Origin of the sequence: Agrobacterium sp. ICMP 6402 (assembly GCF_009498615.1) — a bacterium.
Lineage (GTDB): Bacteria > Pseudomonadota > Alphaproteobacteria > Rhizobiales > Rhizobiaceae > Agrobacterium > Agrobacterium burrii.
This window is the reverse complement of the sequence record NZ_QSNV01000001.1, coordinates 190,714-209,349: the sequence shown is the minus strand read 5'-3', so window position 1 is coordinate 209,349 and position 18,636 is coordinate 190,714. Positions and strand designations below refer to the sequence as shown.

Below are 18,636 nucleotides of genomic sequence, written 5' to 3'. Positions count from 1 at the left end.
CTATTGTTAAAGGAGGAGCGCTGGTTACGGCGCTCCTTCGGCCTCGCGGCAGGTTTCTTCTCCCCGCCGGGGAGAAGAAACAAGCGGTAACCGCTCAATCCATCGGCACCGGCATTGGCCCATAAGATGACTGGAGCTATGAGCGAAGGTTTGCCACGCCCTACAACCCCGCAAGACCGGCCTTATAGTCCTCCGATGCCGCCCGGCTGAGGCGTTCCAACTCCATGGCAGCCCGGCTTGTGTGACGCTCCTTATGGCGCAACAAAGCGAAGTTTCGGGCGGGCAGATCGATACCTGAACGGACCAGCAAACCCTGCCGCAGAAACAGCGACGCCACCGAGGCGGAAACTGCCGTCGCAGCCCCGCCGGAGCGCGCCGCCATCACCACCGCCTCGTTGGACGGCAGCTCCAGCATGACGGAAAGCTCGCCCGGATCCACCCCCATCTGCCGCACCGCCGCCTCGAAGGCGGAGCGGGTGCCGGAGCCCTGTTCGCGAAGCACCCACGAGGTGCCATAGAGCATGTCGAGCGCGGTTAGATAACGGCCATCGGCAAAGGGGTGGGCCGAACCCGTGACGACCAGCAGCTTGTCCGACACGACGGGCTGCACCATCAATGCCGGCTCGTCGATCCTGCCCTCGATGAAACCGACCTCCGCCAGACCATCCAGCACCGCCTGCGTGACAGTCTTGGTATTGCCGATGTCGAGCCGGACGGTGACGCCGGGATAGAGTTTCTTGAATTGCATCAGGATCGGCGGCAGCCAGTAGCTTGCAATGGTCTGGCTGGCGCAGACGGTGATTTCGCCGCGCGTCAGGCCGCCCATTTCGGAGAGAATCAATTCGGCATTGCGCACGCGTGCCAATGTCGCCTTTGCTTCGCCCAGAAACACCCGGCCGCTTTCGGTCAGCTCGATGTTGCGGCCGACGCGATGGAATAGCTCGACATTATAAAAGGCCTCGAGATTCTTGATGGCGGAACTGACGGCAGAAGCTGTCAGGCCGATGGCTTCGGCGGCCCTTGTCAGATGTTCCCGTTCGGCAACGGCGATAAAGATGCGTAGTTGTTCAAAAGTCATGGCTTTTCATTCGATTTTATCGAATAATATATGCCATATTATTTGATAGAATAAAACAGGCGGCTGCGGCATTGTCTGACCATGGCACAGCATCGCACCCTCTCCCATCCCTTTCAGTTTTCCCTTCGCTGGCTCACCCCGCTTCTGCCGGGTATCCTGCTCTGCGCGGCGGTCAGCTGCGCCGCCATTCTGGCGGAGCGCTTTCAGGTGCGGCTAGCAGGCCATGCATGGCTTGGCGATCTCGTGCTGGCCATTCTGATCGGCACGCTTCTGCGGTCGCTGGTGTCCCTGCCGGCGGTTGCTTCGGCCGGCATCAAATTCAGCGCCAAGACCCTGCTTGAGATCGCCGTGGCGCTTCTCGGTGCGTCCCTCAGCCTTGCCATTCTCAAGGGCGCCGGCGGGCTGCTGATCGGTGGCATCGCGCTGATCGTCGCACTGTCGCTGATCATCAGCTATTTCGCCGGGCGGATGCTGGGGCTGCCGCCCAAGCTTGCAACGTTGATCGCCTGCGGCAATTCCATCTGCGGCAACTCCGCCATCGCTGCCGCCGCGCCCGCCATCGGAGCAAAACCGGAAGATGTTGCCGCTTCGATTGCCTTCACTGCGGTCCTCGGCGTCGTCGCCGTGCTTTTGATGCCGTTCCTGCCACAACTCCTTGGCCTCGATGCCACCCAATATGGCATCTTCGCTGGCCTGACGGTTTATGCCGTGCCGCAGGTTCTGGCCGCCACCGCCCCGCTTGGAGCCGTGGCCGTGCAGACCGGCACCATCGTCAAGCTTATCCGCGTCCTGATGCTGGGTCCTGTCATCGCCACGCTCTCCGTCATCCATGGCCAGTCCGGCAAGGGACGCCTGAAGTTGCAGCAGATGGTTCCGTGGTTCATCATCGGCTTCGTACTGATGATCATGGCCCGTTCCTTTGGACTTATCCCCGAAGTTCTGCTTTCTCCGGTCGCCTCGCTCTCCAATATCCTGACCATCATGTCGATGGCGGCACTGGGCCTCTCTGTCGATATCCGCAGCCTTCGCCATGCTGGCGGCAAGGTCATCCTCGCCGCCAGCCTGTCGCTGGTGCTGCTTGGTGTTCTGAGCTTTGGCCTGATCATGCTGACGCAGACAATCTGAGGCGACGTTATTTTCCGGTGCTGACCGTCAACGTGTAATGCGCGCCGAGCCCACGGCGCGGCGACCCCAGAATGAGTGTCGGGCGGATCAGCCATTCGGTATCCGCCTTCGGTGTCAAGGTGGCGATCTTGCCGCCGGAATCGCTGAAGAAGATGGCATCCTCATCCGGTGTCGAAAAATCGAAGACCGCCATCAGGACGAATTCACTGGAGGCGGCGAGCTCGATCTTCACCGTCTGCCCGGCTTTCACTTTCAGGCGATAGACATCACCACGTCCGCGCCGAGTCCAGCCATCCAGCGTCAGTGGTCCGGACGGCGGCAGCGCGACCTCCTTCAGTCTTTCGCCATCATCCAGCCAGATACCGTCGACATTGCGGCTTTCCGCAAAGGACGGATGCGGCACGGCGGCCACAGTCATGGTGAAAGCCAGAAGCAGGGAGGTTACCTTCATGGACGTACAAACTCCCGCCGCATGGCCTCAATCGGCTGGCGGCAATGGCAGCCTTCGATGTGGTCATTGACCATACCCATGGCCTGCATGAATGCATAGACGGTCGTCGGGCCGACGAAAGTCCAGCCCCGCTTCTTCAAATCCTTGGAAAGGCGAACGGAGGCGGCGCTGGTGGGATTGGCCCTTAACGTCGCATAGTCCAGCCTTTGCGGCCTTTCTGCGGCAGCGGGTTCGAAACCCCAGAAATATCGGGCAAGCGAGCCGAATTCATCGCGCAGTTCCAAAGCGCGACGGGCATTGTTGATGGTCGAAACGATCTTGCCGCGATGGCGGATGATGCCCTTGTCCGCAACGCAGCGCTCAATATCCGCATCACCGAACTCAGCCACTTTTTCGAACTCGAAATTGGCGAAGGCAAGCCGGAAAGCTTCGCGCTTGCGCAGAACCGTCAACCAGGAAAGGCCGGACTGGAAACCTTCCAGACAGACCTTCTCGAACAGGCGGCGATCATCCGTGACGGGATAACCCCATTCCTCATCGTGATAGCGGCTGTAATCCTCCAGCCCCTGCTGCCAGAAGCACCGCACCCGACCATCCGCACCGGTTTCAAGTCCCGCTTCACTCATTCCGCAACAACCCTTTTCCGCTCCCGCCCGTAACCGTTGGAAGCTGCGCACTTACCACTCATTCACCACGTTTCAAAACCGGGTGCTAACCTTAAATCCAGCTTTCCCTAATCAAGGGCTTTTTAATGAACGGCCATTTACGATTCGCTGGCGTCGAGGTGCGAACGTGTCCGGCAATGCGGGACAATATTCCCCGCCATTTCCATTGTTGCGGCATCCCGCAGAGAGAGTCCACCCGATGACGATGAAGTCCGTTTTTCTGGCGCTGAGCCTCGTTTCCACCCTCGCAGTGCCGGCCGCCCTGGCCAATGAGCGTTATCGCGAGCGCCCGCCGGTCGTCGTCAGCCCGGACCTTTCCGCACCATGGGTCACGCAGCTGGGTGGCCGCGGCAATGTGCGCCCGGTGGTTTATCCGCGCGCCCCTGCCGCACGCCAGCCGTTCTTCCAGCAGCGCCAGGTCGCCATGCCGCAGCGCCCCAGCTCCGGCGTCACATCGCAGCGTCCGGCGCGGGTGCAGAATGCCGCCGTGCGTCCCAACGCACCAGTGCGCACGCAGATCGCACCGCAATTCCTGCCGCAGATCGTGACCTACCCGACCACTCAAAAACCCGGCACCATCGTCATCGATACGCCGAACCGCTTCCTTTATCTCGTCATGGCGGATGGCAAGGCGCGGCGTTATGGTGTCGGCGTCGGCAAACCCGGCTTCGAATGGGCCGGGACCCACAAGGTGACCCGCAAGGCCGAATGGCCAAGCTGGACGCCGCCGAAGGAAATGATTACCCGCGAAGCGGCGAAGGGACACTACCTGCCGGCCTTCATGGAAGGCGGCCCGGCCAACCCGATGGGCGCACGCGCCATGTATCTCGGCTCCACGCTTTACCGCATCCACGGCACCAACCAGCCATGGACGATCGGCAGCAACAATTCGTCGGGCTGCATCCGCATGCGCAATGAGGATGTCACCGATCTTTTCGAGCGCGTGAACGTCGGAACCACCGTCATTGTGATATGACGGCAACGGTGCCGCTAATACGCCGGCTCGCAGCCGGCCTGGCGGCGCATCACGCTTGAATTGCTGTCCCGGAGCAATACAATCGTTACTAGATTGATTTTGCGAGACTTGGCGGGGGACGCCAGGCGCCGGACCTCTCTCAGGGGGATGATGGAACGGCCTTGAAACGGGTGGTCAACTGACCGCCCGTTTTTCGTTTCTGTCATTCAAATGTTATCAAAAAGCGGTTTGGTGGATTTCTGATATCAATCTGGATTCTCTTCATGCCGCGCTATACTTCATTTGTCTGCGCCCTGCTCTTCAGCGGCGTTTCCTTCTCTGCCGCCATCGCAGGCGAATTTGAAATTTCCGGCTATGGCGGCTGGCAAAGCGCCCCGCACAGCGATGTGACGGTTTCCGACGGACCGGACTTCAGGGCCGGATGGGAAGGCAAGTCGTTTTCCAGCCCGGCCTATTGGGGCGTGCGCGGCACCTACTGGTTCGAGGAAGGCCAGCTCAACAATTTCGGTATCTCGCTCGATTACACCCACGACAAGGTCTATGCCGACGATCAGACCCTTGCCCGCTCCGGCTGGTCGCATTTCGAGTTTACCAACGGCCTGAACCTTCTGACGCTGAACGCGCTCTATCGCTTTCCGCTGGAGACATGGCGCCTGACCCCTTATGTCGGCGCCGGCGTCGGCATCAACGTGCCGCATGTGGAAGTCACCCGCCCGTCGGGCAAAACCTTCGAGTACCAGCTGGGCGGCGCCACCCTGCAGGCGCAGGCCGGCCTCAGCTACCGCATCACCGACAACTGGTCGACCTTCGTGGAATATAAGGGCACCTATTCCTTTATCGATGTCGATATGGACAATGGCGGCAAGCTGAAAACCGATATTATGACCAATGCGGTGAACTTCGGCGTTGCGTATAAGTTCTAAGCGGAAAGCCGGGCAGGCTTCGGCCCGCCATAGGCCCAGTCCAGCAGCTCAACCGTGTGCAGGATCGGCATATCAGTGCCGGTTCCGATCTGCGTGATGCAGCCGATATTGCCGGTGGCGATGACATCGGCACGCGTGGCTTCGATGTTCTTCACCTTGCGGGCCTTCAGTTTGTCGGAAATCTCCGGCTGCAGGATGTTGTAGGTTCCGGCCGATCCGCAACAGAGGTGGCCCTCCGCCGGATCGCGCACGGTAAAACCCGCCGCTTTCAGCAATTGCTTCGGCGCAAGCGTGATCTTCTGGCCATGCTGCATGGAGCAGGCCGAATGATAGGCGACCGTCAGTCCCTGGCTTTGCATTTGCGGCAGATCGAGGCTGGCGAGATATTCGGTGATGTCTTTTGCAAACGCCGAGACCCGCGCGGCTTTGTCCGCATAGGCCGGATCGAGCCGTAGCATATGGCCATAATCCTTGATGGTGGTGCCGCAACCGGAAGCGGTGATGATGATGGCGTCCAGACCACCATTCTCCATCTCCCGTGTCCAGACATCGACATTGCGGCGCGCCGAAGCGAGCGCTTCTTCCTCCCGGCCCATGTGATGCACCAGAGAACCGCAACAGCCCTCCCCCTTCGGCACCACGACCTCGATGCCGAGCCGCGCAAGCAGGCGCAGCGTCGCCTCGTTGATGCCGGGGTCGAGCACGGGCTGGGCGCAGCCGGTCAGAATGGCGACACGGCCGCGTTTTTCGCCTTCGGCTGGCCGCTCACCCGGACGGGCGGAAGCGGAAGCCGGAGGTACGGCAGCGGGCGCAAGAGCGAGCATGGATTGCAGCGGTTTCAGCGCCGGAACCTTGGCAAGCAGACCTGCGAAGGGCCGCGCCAGTCGGGCCAGGCGCAAGGCCACCCGGAAACGCGTGGGATGGGGCAGGACGGCAACCAGAAGATTGCGGAACAGCCTATCCATCAACGGCCGTTTATAGGTCTGTTCGATATGGGCGCGGGCATGATCGACCAGATGCATGTAGTCCACGCCGGAGGGACAGGTGGTGGTGCAGGCAAGGCACGACAGGCACCGGTCGATATGGGTGACGACCTCACGGTCGGCCGGACGGCTGTTTTCCAGCATGTCCTTGATGAGGTAGATGCGGCCGCGCGGGCTGTCCAGCTCGTTGCCAAGCGTGACATAGGTGGGACAGGTGGCGGTGCAGAAGCCGCAATGCACACATTTGCGCAGGATTTTTTCAGATTCCGCCACATGCGGATCGGCCAGCTGCTCGGGCGTGAAGGATGTTTGCATGGTTCAGACCGCCCTTTATATCGTTCCGGCCATCTTGCCGGGATTAAATATACCTACCGGATCGAGCTTTTCCCTGATCCGTGCCGACAGGATGGTTTCCGCCGCCGGACGCGGTTCGAAGGCGGCAACGGTGGCGCGCGCCGCATCGCTCGCCCGCACCAGCGTTGCATGGCCGCCGCCGAGCGCCCGGATGGCGCCGCGTAGCAAATCCGCCTCGGGGTCGGCCTCCATCTGCATCCAGACAAGGCCGCCCTGCCAGTCGTAAAAGGCATCGATGCCCGCTTCCATGCGCAGGGCGCCGACCAGCCTATGGCCTTCGGCCGGCGCGACCGAGACTTTCCAGAGCGGTTTGGCATTTTGCCCGGCATAGGGTGCGACATCACGCACCTGTCGCCATAACAGACTGCTCTCTTCATCCTCCAGCAGCACCCACGGCCCGACCCTATCCATGACGGAGAGGAGTTTGGCAGAGCGCGCTTCCACAGATGCGGCAAGCCCTTCCAGCCGCAGGATCGTTGCCGGACCTTCCGGCAGAGCGCCGTTGATGAAACGGGAACGGACATTTTCCGGCAGATGCGCCGTACCGGAAACCTCGACACTCATAGCCATCGCCGCCGCCATGATGCGCGTCGCCGCCTCGTCATCCAGACCGGACACGACCACGGTTTTTTCAGCTTGCGGCTTCGGCAGAACGCGGAAGGTAACTTCGGTGAGGAAACCGAGCGTGCCGAAGGAGCCAGCGAGGAATTTCGAAAGGTCGAGCCCGGTGACATTTTTCATCACCCGGCCGCCTGCCTTGATGATCTCTCCGCTGCCATTGACGAAACGGATGCCGAGCAGGCTGTCGCGTGCCGCACCTGCCACATAACGGCGCGGCCCGGAAACATTGGCGGCAAAGACGCCGCCAATGGTCGGTTCGCCTGCGGTGCCCATGACCGGGCGGTGATCCATCGGCTCGAAAGCCATCATCTGGCGGTTTTCAGCAAGGGCGGCTTCGACGCTGGCGAGCGGGGTGCCGGCCTTTACGGTCATGACCATTTCGGCGGGGATGTAGGAGACGATGCCGTTCATGGCGCGGGAAGAGAGCGTATTATTTGCCGCGACTGCGTTGCCGAAACCGGAGCGGGTGTTGCCGCCGATGATTTTCAGTGGGGCTTTTCGGGTTGCGTGGTCGCGGATGATATCGGCGGCCTGTGTTTCTGCGTAGGGGGTCAGCATGGGGTGGAGGCCTTTGAGCAAGAGATACCCCCCTCTGCCCTGCCGGGCATCTCCCCCTCAAGGGGGGAGATCGGCAAGTGGATGGCACCCTGCCTATGGAACGGGCGAGCGCGGCATATCGATCTCCCCCTTTGAGGGGGAGATGCCCGGCAGGGCAGAGGGGGGGGAGCCACACCCGTAAGCGTCACAAACCTCACACCCATCACTCCCTCCCCTCCAGCGGAAACACCTTCGACGGGTTCATCAACCACCCCTCGTCAAAAGCTGCCCGCACCGCCATCTGCTGGGCCAGATCGGCCTCGCCATACTGATGGCGCATCAAATCCCGTTTTTCGATACCCACACCATGCTCGCCGGTCAAACAGCCGCCGGCATCGACGCAGAGCTTCAATATCTCATTGCCCGCCTCCTCGGCGCGGGCCGCATCATCCGGATCGTTGGCGTTGAACAGGATGAGCGGGTGCATGTTGCCATCGCCCGCATGGAAAACATTGGCAACGCGAAGACCGAGCCGGTCGGTAATCTCGCTGGTCTTTTTCAGCACATAGGAAAGCTGGGAGAGCGGCACCGTGCCATCCATGCAGATATAATCCGCAATACGGCCCGTCGCGCCGAAGGCGGATTTGCGGCCTTTCCAGATCGCCGCCGCCTCCATGGCCGACTGGCATTCCTTTACGGTCTTCACGCCGTGTTTTCTGGCGATGGTGACGATATCGGCCAGCATGGCGTCCATTTCCGCTTCGGAGCCTTCGACCTCGACGATCAGAAGCGCGCCGACATCCAGCGGATATCCCGCATGGGCGAAGGCCTCGCAAATCTCGATCGCCGGCTTGTCCATGAATTCGATGGCAACAGGAATGATGCCCGCGCCGATGATATCGGCGACGCAGGAGCCGGCCTCCTCGGACGTTTCGAAACCGAACAGCACCGGTCGCGCGCCTTCCGGCTTGGCGATCAGCCGCACCGTGGCTTCCGTTACGATACCAAGCTGGCCTTCCGAGCCGCAGACGAGGGCGAGCAGATCGTAACCGTCAGCGTCGAGGTGCTTACCGCCCAGTTCCAGCACCGTGCCATCCACCAGCACCATTTTCACGCCAAGCAGATTGTTGGTGGTGACGCCGTATTTCAGGCAATGCGCGCCGCCAGAATTCATGCCGATATTGCCGCCGATGGTGCAGGCAAGCTGTGAGCTTGGGTCCGGCGCATAAAAAAAGCCTTCCGCGCCGGCCGCATCGGAAATGGAGAGATTGGTGACGCCCGCCTGCACCCGTGCGGTGCGGTTATAGAAATCGAGTTCGAGTATCGAGGCCATTTTCGAAAGGCCGATTACCACCGCATCTTCCTGCGGAATGGCGCCACCGGACAGCGAGGTGCCGGCGCCGCGCGGCACAACCGGAATGCCATAACGGTGGCAATATTTCAGCACCGCTGACACCTGCTCCGTCGTCTTCGGCAGTGCGACGGCGAGTGGCAGACGGCGGTAGGAAACGAAAGCATCGGTCTCGAAGGGCACGAGTTCGCGCGGTTGGTGCACAAGACAGTCTTCCGGCAAGATATCCTTCAGGTCGGATATGATGCGGTCACGGCTTGCGACGACCTTCGCACGCGTCTCCAGAAACTTGATCGGCTGCGTCACCGCCCCCTCCTCCATGTACGTCCTGCCAACTGGTATTCTTTCTTTACCACTTTGAAACAAAGCAATCAAATGTTATGGATTTTTTCTATTCTGGAAATAATCGAGGGCAGCTGTGACAAATCTGGGTGATCTGGAAGTCTTCGCAAGCGTTGTCGCCTCCGGCAGCATGTCGCTGGCCGCCAAGGAGCTTGGCTATTCGCCGGCCGTCATTTCCAAGCGCATCAAGCGGCTGGAAGAAAAGCTTGGCGCACGGCTTTTCCAGCGCACCACGCGGCAAATTTCGCTGACCGAGGCCGGACAGGGATTTTACGAGCGGGTACTTGCCGTGCTGGAAGGGCTTGAAGAGGCCGAAGATTTCGTGTCCGGACGGGCCAACACCGTCAACGGCACGCTGAAGATTTCCGCCCCCACCTCCTTCGGGCGCATGCATATCGCGCCGCATCTGAAGACCTTCATGGAGCGGCATCCGGACCTCTCGGTCAATCTGGTGCTCAGCGATGAATTCATCGATATCATTGAGGGCAGTTACGATCTGGCGATCCGTATCGCCGACCTCAACTCGTCGAGCCTCGTGGCCCGCAGGCTGGCGCCGGTTCGCCGTGTGCTCTGCGCATCGGCGGATTATGTGGCCGCGCACGGCATGCCGGCGACAATCGAGGATCTGAAGAAGCACCGTTGCCTGCCGGCGCATAATAACGACGTATGGCGGCTGGAAGGATCGGGCGGCGCGCTCAGCATCCGCCCGGAAGGCATGCTGGTCACCAATTCCAGTGAGGTGATCCGCGAGGCGGTGATTTCTGGGCTTGGCATTGCACTGCGTTCCACCTGGGATATCGGCCATGAATTGCGCGCCGGCAAACTGGTGCAGGTTCTGCCGGGTTACGAGGGTTCGCGCAACGTCACGCTTTCGGCGGTTTATCCAAGCCGGCAGTTTCTGCCAGCGAAGGTACGGCTGTTCATCGATTATCTGGCCGGGCTTTATGGGCCTGCACCCTATTGGGAACAGGATTGAAGCGCCGAAGCCGATTTGAACAGGTTCCGCGCTGCCGCAGATGCCGATGAGTTCGGCTGGCGCGGAACTGGACAGAATATTTGACCAGTGCAATGCTTCGCTGATAATTTGCCCGACATCAAACATGAAGGCGGGATTTCGCCGGAGACTTCTGCGATGGACGAAACGCTTTTTGCGCGCATTGAGCACAGCCGCACATCGCAGGAGGTGATCTTGCGTTTCGAGGAACTGATCCTCGACGGCATATTGCGGGATGGCGACCGGCTGCCCGGCGAGCGTGAACTGGCGCAGCGGCTGGACGTCTCGCGGCCGATCCTTCGGGAAGCGCTCAAGGAGCTTGAAACCCGTGGCCTTCTCGTGAGCAGACATGGAGGCGGCACCTATGTCGCCGATATTGTCGGCCCCGTGTTTTCCGACCCCCTGAGCGCGCTGATCACCCGCCACAACCGGGCGACGCGGGATTTTCTCGAATATCGCCGCTATATCGAAGGCATGACCGCCGAACTTGCGGCGCAGCGGGCGACGGAGCCGGACAGGCGCAACCTTGCCGCCATTATAGACAGGATGCGTGAGGCCCATGAGGCGGGCCGTTTCGACGAAGAGCTTTCCGGCGACGTGGAATTTCACAATGCCATTGGCGAAGCGGCGCATAACATCGTGCTGATGCATACGTTGCGGTCATGTTACCGGCTTTTGAGCGATGATATCTTTTATAATCGCCATCTCATCTTCACCGTCGCAGGCGCGCATGATGAGGTGCTGAGACAGCATATCGCCATCCATGACGCCATTGCGGCGGGTAGTCCGGCAGCGGCAAGAGCAGCGGCGGAGGCCCATATCGACTTCATCGTGGAGACGACATCCAGGGCGCATCAGGCGCGTGAATGGGACCGGATTTCCCGTTTGAGGCAGCAGCAGCGCAGCGTCTGAAAACGCTATCCGGCGAAATACGGCACCTACTTTATTCAGGTTTTTATGGAACCTTTTGTGCTCTTTGGTCTTTTTATCGGGTTAATTGGAAAAATTTACCAAGATGGGACCCATGACAACCACGAGCGAAACTGAACGCTATCCGCGGATAGCTCTCATATCGACGCATGGCTATGTCGCCGCGCATCCACCACTGGGCGCTGCCGACACCGGTGGACAGGTGGTTTATGTGCTTGAGCTTGCACGCAAACTCGGCCAGCTCGGTTATACTGTCGATCTTTATACCCGCCGCTTCGAAGACCAGCCGGAATTCGACGAGGTTGACGAGCGCGTCCGCGTGGTGCGCATTCCCTGTGGCGGGCGCGATTTCATTCCCAAGGAATATCTGCATCGTCACCTGATGGAATGGTGCGAAAACGCACTGCGTTTCATCAAGAAAAATGACCTCAATTACTCCTTCATCAACAGTCACTACTGGGATGCGGGCGTGGCCGGGCAGCGGCTTTCCGAAGCGCTGAAAATTCCGCATCTGCATACGCCGCATTCGCTCGGCATCTGGAAGAAACGCCAGATGGAGACCGACTATCCGGAAAAGGCCGATACGTTCGAACTGGAATTCAATTTCAGGGAGCGTATCCAGCACGAGCTGATCATCTATCGCAGCTGCGACATGGTGATCGCGACGACACCGGTGCAGCTTGACGTGCTGATCGAAGATTACGGGCAAAAGCGCAAACACATCCACATGATCCCGCCGGGTTATGACGACAACCGCTTCTTCCCGGTTTCGGATGCGACGCGGCAGATGATCCGCCAGCGTTTCGGTTTCGAAGGCAAGGTGGTGCTGGCGCTGGGGCGGCTGGCCACCAACAAGGGTTACGACCTTTTGATCGACGGCTTTTCCGTCCTTGCCGAGCGCGAGCCGGAGGCCCGCCTGCATCTGGCCGTCGGCGGCGAGAATATGGACGAGCAGGAAACCACCATCCTCAACCAGCTGAAGGACCGCGTAAAAGCGCTTGGACTGGAAGACAAGGTGGCATTTTCCGGTTACGTCGCAGATGAGGACCTGCCGGATATATACCGCGCTGCCGATCTCTTCGTGCTTTCCAGCCGTTACGAACCTTTCGGCATGACGGCGATCGAAGCGATGGCGAGCGGCACGCCGACCGTCGTTACCATCCATGGCGGGCTATTCCGGGCTGTCAGTTATGGCCGCCATGCATTGTTTGCCGATCCTTTCGACAAGGAAGACCTCGGCATTACCATGATGAAACCGTTCAAGCATGAGCGACTTTACGGGCGGCTTTCCCGCATGGGCGCACACAAGGCGCGCAGCCTGTTCACCTGGACGGGCATTGCCCAGCAATTGCTGGCGCTTGTTGAAGGCAGGACCATGATGCCGGTTCTCGAAGAGGCGGACTGGGCCGAACCGTGGAATGACGGCGATTGAGACCGCTTCGCCTTTTTTCCACCGATCTTGACGGAACCGTCGTTGGCAACAACGATGCCACGCGCCGGTTTCGCGATTTCTGGCAATCCTTGCCGGACGAGCATCGTCCGGTTCTGGTCTTTAACAGCGGCAGGCTGGTCGATGACCAGCTTGCGCTGTTGGAAGAGGTGCCGCTGCCGCGGCCCGATTATATAATCGGCGGCGTCGGAACCATGCTGCATGCCAAGGAGCGCAGCGAGCTGGAAGGCGCCTACAGGCACTCCCTCGGCACCGGCTTCGACGCGAAGAGGATTGCCGATGTCATGGGCCGCATATCCGATGTGACGATGCAGGAAGAGCAATATCAGCACGGCCTCAAATCCAGCTGGTTCCTGCATGATGCCGATGAAAGGGCGCTTGCCGATATTGAAAACGCGCTGCTGACGGCCGATATCGATGCCCGGATCGTCTACTCCAGCGGTCGCGACCTGGACATCTTGCCGAAGGCCGCCGACAAGGGTGCCGCACTGGCATGGTTATGTGGACAACTGCATATCGGTCTCGACGAATCGGTCGTCGCAGGCGATACTGGCAATGATCGGGCGATGTTCGAGTTAAATGACGTTCGCGGCGTGATCGTTGGCAATGCGTTGCCGGAACTTGTTTCCCTGGCAAACGGCAATAGCCGGTTTTACCTCTCGGGCGCGACTGAAGCGGATGGTGTGATGGAAGGTCTCCGGCATTGGGGACTGGATGCGGGCCAGCGCAATTCCGGCCGTAACCGTTGAGCGGTTTGCGTTCCGAATGACCTGAAAGCAGACAGATACGGAATTCCGCAATCGGCTGTTGAACCGGGGACCCCGGCAAGCTTCCGTTCGCCTCCATTTGTGCCCTTTAATCTTCATCAGCGTGAAGACAATAGTGGGTTATGGATAAAGGGGGATTGGCGGAACATACAGTGTATCTATATTAGCAATTATCACTACCCGGCAAACAAGGATTTATACGGATTGAAGATTTTGAATCGATTGGCGACAGATGTTGGCTTGATGTTGCGCAGACCGCCGCGACAGCAATATGCGGCGCTGTGCTATCGATTCTCCAAAAAACATCCGGAGCCGGAAGTCCTGTTGCTGACCAGCAGGGATACAGGACGATGGGTCATTCCCAAGGGCTGGCCGATGGGCGGCAAGAAAGCCCATGCGGTGGCCGAACAGGAAGCCTATGAGGAAGCCGGTGTCAAAGGCACGGTGGAGAAGGCTCCCTTCGGCTTTTATGAATATGAGAAAAAACTGAACAGCGGCATCAACGTGCCGTGCAGGGTTCAGGTGCATCTGCTCGAAGTCTCGGAAATGCAGGATAGCTTTCCCGAAAAAGACTCCAGACGGCTGGAATGGGTCACCCCCCAGGAAGCCAACAGGCGGGTCAACGAGCCGGAGCTGAAGGCGCTGATGCTCGCTTTCGACAAGCGGATGGCGCATTCGAAATAGCGCTGCCGCCCGAAGCGTGGCAATGTGCAGTTTGTTTTTCCAACATGGCTTTTATCGTCTTTCATTTTGGAAAGATGTGCGAGATGTAACAGTCTTTCTGTAAAATTGCCTTCAACCTGCGACATTGCCGGACGAGAGGGAATGCTGGCAAACGAGGTCTGAATTGGCAATAAAGCCGCCATCGAACATGAAGCCGACGCTCGACAAGGATCTCGACAAGATCACCCGTGTCGAAGAGGCGACGCTGCATGTCACGCAGCAGCTTGCCGGCCTTGGCGCGGGGTTCATGTTCGTTGTCCTGGCGGCCATATTCGCCGGTGCCTTTGTTACCGGCACAGACGGCTCGGTCATCATCATCGCGGCCGTCGCCATCGGCGCCTATATGGCGATCAATATCGGCGCGAACGATGTGACGAACAATGTCGGCCCGGCGGTCGGCGCCAAGGCGCTGCCGCTGGCCGCAGCGCTCATCATTGCCGCCATCTGCGAGATCGCCGGCGCGCTGATCACCGGCGGTAATGTCGTCGAGACCATTTCCAGCCGCATCATCAATATCGAGACCATTCCCGACAGGACCGTGTTTTCCTGGGCGATGCTGTCGGCACTTCTCGCCGCCGGCCTTCTCGTCAATCTTTCAACCTGGACCAAAGCGCCGATTTCCACCACCCATACGGTGGTCGGCGGCGTTGCAGGTGCCGGCATGGCGGCCTATGGCATCGGTGCCGTCGACTGGCTGTCGCTCGGCAGCATTGCGTTTGCATGGGTGTTGGCACCCTTCATCAGCGCCGCCATCGCCATCCTCATGCTTGCCTTCATCAAGGAATGCATCATCTACCGCGAGGACAAGATAGAATCCGCGCGGCTGTGGGTGCCGGTGCTTATCGGCCTGATGGCGGGGGTTTTCACCGCTTATCTCATCTGGGTCGGGTTGCGGCAGCTCATGCATGTGTCGCTTGGCCATGCCAGCCTCATCGGGCTCGTGACCGGTCTCGTCGCCTGGCGTCTCTGCGTACCGATCATCCGCAAACAATCGCAAGGGCTGGAGAACCGCAACCAGTCGCTTCGGATCCTGTTCCAGTGGCCGCTCGTGCTGGCCGCCGGGCTGATGTCCTTCGCGCACGGGGCGAATGACGTGTCCAACGCCATCGGCCCGGTGGTGGCCATCGTGCGGGCCTTGCATGACGAGACGGTTGGAACCTCGGCACGCGCACCGTTATGGGTGATGCTGGTCGGCGCTTTCGGCCTTTCCTGCGGTATTCTGCTTTATGGCCCGCGTCTCATCCGCCTTGTCGGTGAGCAGATCACCAAGCTCAATCCGATGCGCGCCTTCTGTGTTTCCGTGGCGACGGCACTCACCGTTCTTGTCGCATCACGCTTCGGCCTGCCGGTCAGCACCACCCACACCGCAATCGGCGCGGTGTTCGGCGTCGGTTTCTTCCGCGAATGGTACACGCAGGCGTCGCGACGGCGGCAGGAACTGGTCCAGGTTGGTTCCGGCCAAATCCGCAGAGCCGACAGATATGCTGAAAACCCGTCCGAGGTGCGCCGGCGCTATCTTGTCCGGCGTTCCCACTTCATGACGATTATCGCCGCCTGGCTGGTCACCGTTCCCGCAAGCGCTACGCTTGCGGCGCTGCTTTACTGGCTGATGTCTTTCCTCTTTATGTGAACCTGAAACCAAATCCCATGCGCGCAAATTTCCGGATGCAACGCCTGTTTATCGAAGCCGCCCTTGCCGATGGCGTGGCGTTGGAGGCGACAGGCGAACAATTCAACTATCTCGCCAATGTGCTGCGCATGACCGATGGCGCGGAAATCCTGCTGTTCAACGGCCGTGACGGCGAGTGGAAGGCAAAACTGTCCTTTCCGAGCCGCAAGAAGATCGTCCTTGTCCCTCTGGAACAGACGCGGCCACAGCCGGACGCGCCGGATCTGCATTATCTCTTCGCGCCGCTGAAAGTCGGGCGCATGGATTATCTGGTGCAGAAGGCGGTTGAGATGGGTGCTGGTCTTTTGCAGCCGGTGATGACGCAGCATGTTCAGGGCAAGATCCACAATACCGAAAAGCTGCGCGCCAATGCCATCGAGGCCGCCGAGCAATGCGGCATACTGTCCCTGCCCGATGTCGCGGAGCCGGTGAAACTGAAAGACATGCTGGAGAGCTGGCCACATGACCGGCGCATCATCTATTGCGACGAAGGCGATACCGGACAAAATCCGCTGCCCGTTCTGCAATCCGTCAAGGAACGCAAAATCGCCCTGCTGGTTGGCCCGGAAGGCGGGTTTTCCGAGGAGGAACGGGAGCTTCTGCGCAGTCTTGACTTCGTCACCCCCATTCCGCTCGGGCCGCGCATCCTTCGGGCCGACACGGCCGCGGTCGCAGCATTGGCGGTCATTCAGGCAACCGTCGGCGACTGGAATTGAAGGCGAATATTACGCTTCATGCATCTTTAAAAGAAATTCATTTGCCACCAGATACGATCCGGCTCTATCTGCCAATCATATGCCTCGCCGCAACAGAGACGTCATAACAAGGTAAGCCATGGCACGCGACACGACCGACCAGACCCCCCTCTCCTCCGTTACGGAGCTTACCGATTATCTGGCGGGCGGGAACAAAGCTGAAGCCGATTTCCGCATCGGCACCGAGCACGAGAAATTTGCCTTCTTCCGCGAGGATAACAGCCCGGTTCCCTATTTCGGCGAGGCCAGCATTTCAGCGCTTCTTAAGGGCATGCAGGAAAAGCTCGGCTGGGAACCGATCATGGACGGTGAGAACATCATCGGGCTTGGCGAGGAGCACGGTATGGGGGCCATCTCCATCGAGCCGGGCGGCCAGTTCGAACTGTCAGGCGCGCCGCTCGAAAACCTGCACCAGACCTGCAAGGAATCCAACCAGCATCTGGCGACGCTGCGCGAAGTGGCCGAGCCGATGGGCATCCGTTTCCTCGGCATCGGCGGCAGCCCGCTGTGGAGCTATGACGAAACACCGCATATGCCCAAATCACGCTATGCGATCATGACGCGTTATATGCCGAAGGTCGGGACCAAGGGTCTTGACATGATGTACCGCACCTGCACGATCCAGGTGAACCTCGACTTCTCCTCCGAAGCGGATATGCGCCAGAAGATGCGCGTTTCCATGAAGCTGCAATCGCTGGCGACAGCACTGTTTGCCTCGTCGCCCTTCACCGAAGGCAAGCCGAACGGCCTTCTCTCCTGGCGCGGCGATATCTGGCGCGACACCGACAATCAGCGTTCCGGCGTGCTGCCCTTCACCTTCAACGACGATTTCGGCTTCAAGGACTATGTCGAATGGGCGCTTGATGTGCCGATGTATTTCATCGTACGCGACAGCAAATATCACGATTGCACCCATGTCACCTTCCGTCAGTTCATGAATGGAGCGCTGAAAGGCGAAATCGCCGATTGGCAGCCGACCATGGGTGACTGGACAAACCATCTCTCCACCCTCTTCCCGGATGTGCGCCTGAAGCGTTTTCTGGAAATGCGCGGCGCGGATGGCGGCCCATGGAGGCGCATCTGCGCCCTGCCGGCTTTCTGGGTTGGCCTTCTTTATAATCAGGAAGCGCTTGACGCTGCCGATGCACTGACCGCTGGCTGGAGCTTCGACGAGGTCATCGCGCTTCGCGATGCCGTGCCGGTCAAGGGTCTGGGCGCCGAGATTGCCGGCAAGCCGCTTCTCGGTATCGCCCGCGAGGTTGTCGATATTTCCCGCACCGGCCTCAAAAACCGCAACAGGCTGAATGGCGAAGGACAGGACGAGACCGTGTTCCTGTCATCGCTGGACGAGGTGCTGGCCAAGAAGACCACGCTCGCCGAAGACCTGCTGGCGCTCTATAATGGACGCTGGGGCGGCTCGGTGCTGCCAGTGTTCGAGGAATATCAGTATTAGAGCAGGCAGAACCGCCCAGCGCTTTTGCCTGCGGAAACTTTAATCAGAGCCACAAAAAAACCCGGTGTGGCCGCGAGGGCCTGGCACCGGGCAAAGGCAGGGTTATTGGCAAATCACCCTGCGGGGAAAACCTTGTCTGTTCGGAGCAATTCCGGCCGCTGGAGGTCTGCCGCAATTGTCCGAACGTGATCTACAGCGTCTTGAACCGTGTCACTGCCCGCTCGCGTGCGGCGCGGGTCAGATGAGCGGTCGGATCTTCGAACAGGCCGGTATTAAGCGCGTTCCGCACATCCGAATGCGCCAGCCCGATATCGGCAAGAAGGCGGTCGTCAAGCTCGGTCAGCCCATTGGCGGCGATACGGTTGTAGATGCGCTGCAAAAACGTTTTCACGGCCCAAACGCCACCGAAGACGATGCGACGCAGGGTGTCGCTCTGCCTTGTGGTTGCAAGTTCCAGTTCCATTCTCCGTTCTGCCGTGCGCATGACAC

At 59.8% G+C, this 18,636-nt stretch carries 18 protein-coding genes; 11 read left to right on the top strand and 7 right to left on the bottom strand.

Annotation, left to right across the window (positions count from 1 at the left end; translation table 11 throughout):
• Positions 1 to 160 precede the first annotated feature (160 nt).
• Positions 161 to 1,078 (bottom strand): LysR substrate-binding domain-containing protein, encoded by a 918-nt coding sequence (locus DXT96_RS01000; protein WP_149898651.1) that lies wholly within the window; start codon positions 1,076 to 1,078, stop codon positions 161 to 163.
• An 81-nt stretch (positions 1,079 to 1,159) separates the two neighbouring features.
• Between DXT96_RS01000 and DXT96_RS00995 the strand changes: the two genes are divergently transcribed.
• Positions 1,160 to 2,203 (top strand): YeiH family protein, encoded by a 1,044-nt coding sequence (locus tag DXT96_RS00995; protein WP_149898650.1) that lies wholly within the window; start codon positions 1,160 to 1,162, stop codon positions 2,201 to 2,203.
• Between the two features lie 7 nt (positions 2,204 to 2,210).
• Here DXT96_RS00995 and DXT96_RS00990 read toward each other — a convergent pair whose 3' ends face one another.
• Positions 2,211 to 2,654, bottom strand: a complete 444-nt coding sequence (locus DXT96_RS00990; RefSeq protein WP_153513233.1) for a hypothetical protein — start codon at positions 2,652 to 2,654, stop codon at positions 2,211 to 2,213.
• Entirely contained in the window at positions 2,651 to 3,280 is a 630-nt protein-coding gene (locus DXT96_RS00985; RefSeq protein ID WP_153513232.1) for a DNA-3-methyladenine glycosylase I, read from the bottom strand. Before DXT96_RS00985 ends, DXT96_RS00990 begins: the two co-directional genes overlap by 4 nt.
• Positions 3,281 to 3,518: 238 nt before the next feature.
• On the opposite strand from DXT96_RS00985, the gene DXT96_RS00980 reads away from it, so the two are divergent.
• A complete protein-coding gene (locus tag DXT96_RS00980) occupies positions 3,519 to 4,295 on the top strand; it encodes a L,D-transpeptidase (RefSeq protein ID WP_153513231.1) in 777 nt (258 codons plus the stop codon).
• A gap of 263 nt (positions 4,296 to 4,558) precedes the next feature.
• The gene (locus DXT96_RS00975; protein ID WP_153513230.1) at positions 4,559 to 5,218 is read left to right on the top strand and encodes an outer membrane protein; all 660 of its coding nucleotides are present in this window, start codon (positions 4,559 to 4,561) and stop codon (positions 5,216 to 5,218) included.
• Here DXT96_RS00975 and glcF read toward each other — a convergent pair.
• The 3 genes from glcF to DXT96_RS00960 all read right to left on the bottom strand — a co-directional run bounded on the left by glcF (position 5,215) and on the right by DXT96_RS00960 (position 9,385).
• Entirely contained in the window at positions 5,215 to 6,516 is a 1,302-nt protein-coding gene (gene glcF / locus DXT96_RS00970) for a glycolate oxidase subunit GlcF (protein ID WP_153513229.1), read from the bottom strand. The genes DXT96_RS00975 and glcF overlap by 4 nt on opposite strands.
• A 15-nt stretch (positions 6,517 to 6,531) precedes the next feature.
• Positions 6,532 to 7,734 carry a glycolate oxidase subunit GlcE gene (glcE, locus tag DXT96_RS00965; RefSeq protein ID WP_153513228.1) on the bottom strand — a complete coding sequence of 401 codons (1,203 nt, stop codon included), beginning with the start codon at positions 7,732 to 7,734 and terminating at the stop codon, positions 6,532 to 6,534.
• 202 nt (positions 7,735 to 7,936) lie between these two features.
• Positions 7,937 to 9,385, bottom strand: a complete 1,449-nt coding sequence (locus DXT96_RS00960) for an FAD-linked oxidase C-terminal domain-containing protein (protein ID WP_153513227.1) — start codon at positions 9,383 to 9,385, stop codon at positions 7,937 to 7,939.
• Positions 9,386 to 9,482: 97 nt separating this feature from the next.
• On the opposite strand from DXT96_RS00960, the gene DXT96_RS00955 reads away from it, so the two are divergent.
• The 8 genes from DXT96_RS00955 to DXT96_RS00920 all read left to right on the top strand — a co-directional run bounded on the left by DXT96_RS00955 (position 9,483) and on the right by DXT96_RS00920 (position 18,147).
• Positions 9,483 to 10,382 (top strand): LysR family transcriptional regulator, encoded by a 900-nt coding sequence (locus DXT96_RS00955; protein WP_371418760.1) that lies wholly within the window; start codon positions 9,483 to 9,485, stop codon positions 10,380 to 10,382.
• 156 nt (positions 10,383 to 10,538) lie between these two features.
• Positions 10,539 to 11,312, top strand: a complete 774-nt coding sequence (locus DXT96_RS00950) for a FadR/GntR family transcriptional regulator (protein WP_153513226.1) — start codon at positions 10,539 to 10,541, stop codon at positions 11,310 to 11,312.
• Positions 11,313 to 11,415: 103 nt separating this feature from the next.
• Positions 11,416 to 12,762, top strand: a complete 1,347-nt coding sequence (locus DXT96_RS00945) for a glycosyltransferase family 1 protein (RefSeq protein WP_188355961.1) — start codon at positions 11,416 to 11,418, stop codon at positions 12,760 to 12,762.
• On the top strand, positions 12,759 to 13,529 hold the full coding sequence (locus tag DXT96_RS00940) for an HAD-IIB family hydrolase (protein WP_153513225.1): 771 nt from the start codon (positions 12,759 to 12,761) through the stop codon (positions 13,527 to 13,529). The genes DXT96_RS00945 and DXT96_RS00940 overlap by 4 nt, the downstream gene beginning before the upstream one ends.
• Before the next feature lie 261 nt (positions 13,530 to 13,790).
• Positions 13,791 to 14,231 (top strand): NUDIX hydrolase, encoded by a 441-nt coding sequence (locus tag DXT96_RS00935; RefSeq protein ID WP_188355960.1) that lies wholly within the window; start codon positions 13,791 to 13,793, stop codon positions 14,229 to 14,231.
• Positions 14,232 to 14,394: 163 nt separating this feature from the next.
• Positions 14,395 to 15,900 carry an inorganic phosphate transporter gene (locus DXT96_RS00930; protein WP_149898638.1) on the top strand — a complete coding sequence of 502 codons (1,506 nt, stop codon included), beginning with the start codon at positions 14,395 to 14,397 and terminating at the stop codon, positions 15,898 to 15,900.
• Between the two features lie 17 nt (positions 15,901 to 15,917).
• Positions 15,918 to 16,655, top strand: coding sequence for a 16S rRNA (uracil(1498)-N(3))-methyltransferase (locus DXT96_RS00925; RefSeq protein ID WP_194287516.1), 738 nt, complete (start codon positions 15,918 to 15,920; stop codon positions 16,653 to 16,655).
• A gap of 118 nt (positions 16,656 to 16,773) precedes the next feature.
• Positions 16,774 to 18,147 (top strand): glutamate--cysteine ligase, encoded by a 1,374-nt coding sequence (locus tag DXT96_RS00920; protein ID WP_153513223.1) that lies wholly within the window; start codon positions 16,774 to 16,776, stop codon positions 18,145 to 18,147.
• 190 nt (positions 18,148 to 18,337) lie between these two features.
• On the opposite strand, the gene DXT96_RS00915 is transcribed toward DXT96_RS00920, so the two are convergent.
• Entirely contained in the window at positions 18,338 to 18,631 is a 294-nt protein-coding gene (locus DXT96_RS00915; protein WP_149898635.1) for a DUF1127 domain-containing protein, read from the bottom strand.
• Between the last annotated feature and the right edge of the window lie 5 nt (positions 18,632 to 18,636).

What these genes read in the sequence shown, in the direction of transcription:
- DXT96_RS01000 (WP_149898651.1), bottom strand. Translation starts at nt 1,078, where the DNA reads ATGACTTTTGAACAACTACGCATCTTTATCGCCGTTGCCGAACGGGAA.
- DXT96_RS00995 (WP_149898650.1), top strand. Translation starts at nt 1,160, where the DNA reads ATGGCACAGCATCGCACCCTCTCCCATCCCTTTCAGTTTTCCCTTCGC.
- DXT96_RS00990 (WP_153513233.1), bottom strand. Translation starts at nt 2,654, where the DNA reads ATGAAGGTAACCTCCCTGCTTCTGGCTTTCACCATGACTGTGGCCGCC.
- DXT96_RS00985 (WP_153513232.1), bottom strand. Translation starts at nt 3,280, where the DNA reads ATGAGTGAAGCGGGACTTGAAACCGGTGCGGATGGTCGGGTGCGGTGC.
- DXT96_RS00980 (WP_153513231.1), top strand. Translation starts at nt 3,519, where the DNA reads ATGACGATGAAGTCCGTTTTTCTGGCGCTGAGCCTCGTTTCCACCCTC.
- DXT96_RS00975 (WP_153513230.1), top strand. Translation starts at nt 4,559, where the DNA reads ATGCCGCGCTATACTTCATTTGTCTGCGCCCTGCTCTTCAGCGGCGTT.
- glcF (WP_153513229.1), bottom strand. Translation starts at nt 6,516, where the DNA reads ATGCAAACATCCTTCACGCCCGAGCAGCTGGCCGATCCGCATGTGGCG.
- glcE (WP_153513228.1), bottom strand. Translation starts at nt 7,734, where the DNA reads ATGCTGACCCCCTACGCAGAAACACAGGCCGCCGATATCATCCGCGAC.
- DXT96_RS00960 (WP_153513227.1), bottom strand. Translation starts at nt 9,385, where the DNA reads ATGGAGGAGGGGGCGGTGACGCAGCCGATCAAGTTTCTGGAGACGCGT.
- DXT96_RS00950 (WP_153513226.1), top strand. Translation starts at nt 10,539, where the DNA reads ATGGACGAAACGCTTTTTGCGCGCATTGAGCACAGCCGCACATCGCAG.
- DXT96_RS00945 (WP_188355961.1), top strand. Translation starts at nt 11,416, where the DNA reads ATGGGACCCATGACAACCACGAGCGAAACTGAACGCTATCCGCGGATA.
- DXT96_RS00935 (WP_188355960.1), top strand. Translation starts at nt 13,791, where the DNA reads ATGTTGCGCAGACCGCCGCGACAGCAATATGCGGCGCTGTGCTATCGA.
- DXT96_RS00925 (WP_194287516.1), top strand. Translation starts at nt 15,918, where the DNA reads ATGCGCGCAAATTTCCGGATGCAACGCCTGTTTATCGAAGCCGCCCTT.
- DXT96_RS00920 (WP_153513223.1), top strand. Translation starts at nt 16,774, where the DNA reads ATGGCACGCGACACGACCGACCAGACCCCCCTCTCCTCCGTTACGGAG.
- DXT96_RS00915 (WP_149898635.1), bottom strand. Translation starts at nt 18,631, where the DNA reads ATGCGCACGGCAGAACGGAGAATGGAACTGGAACTTGCAACCACAAGG.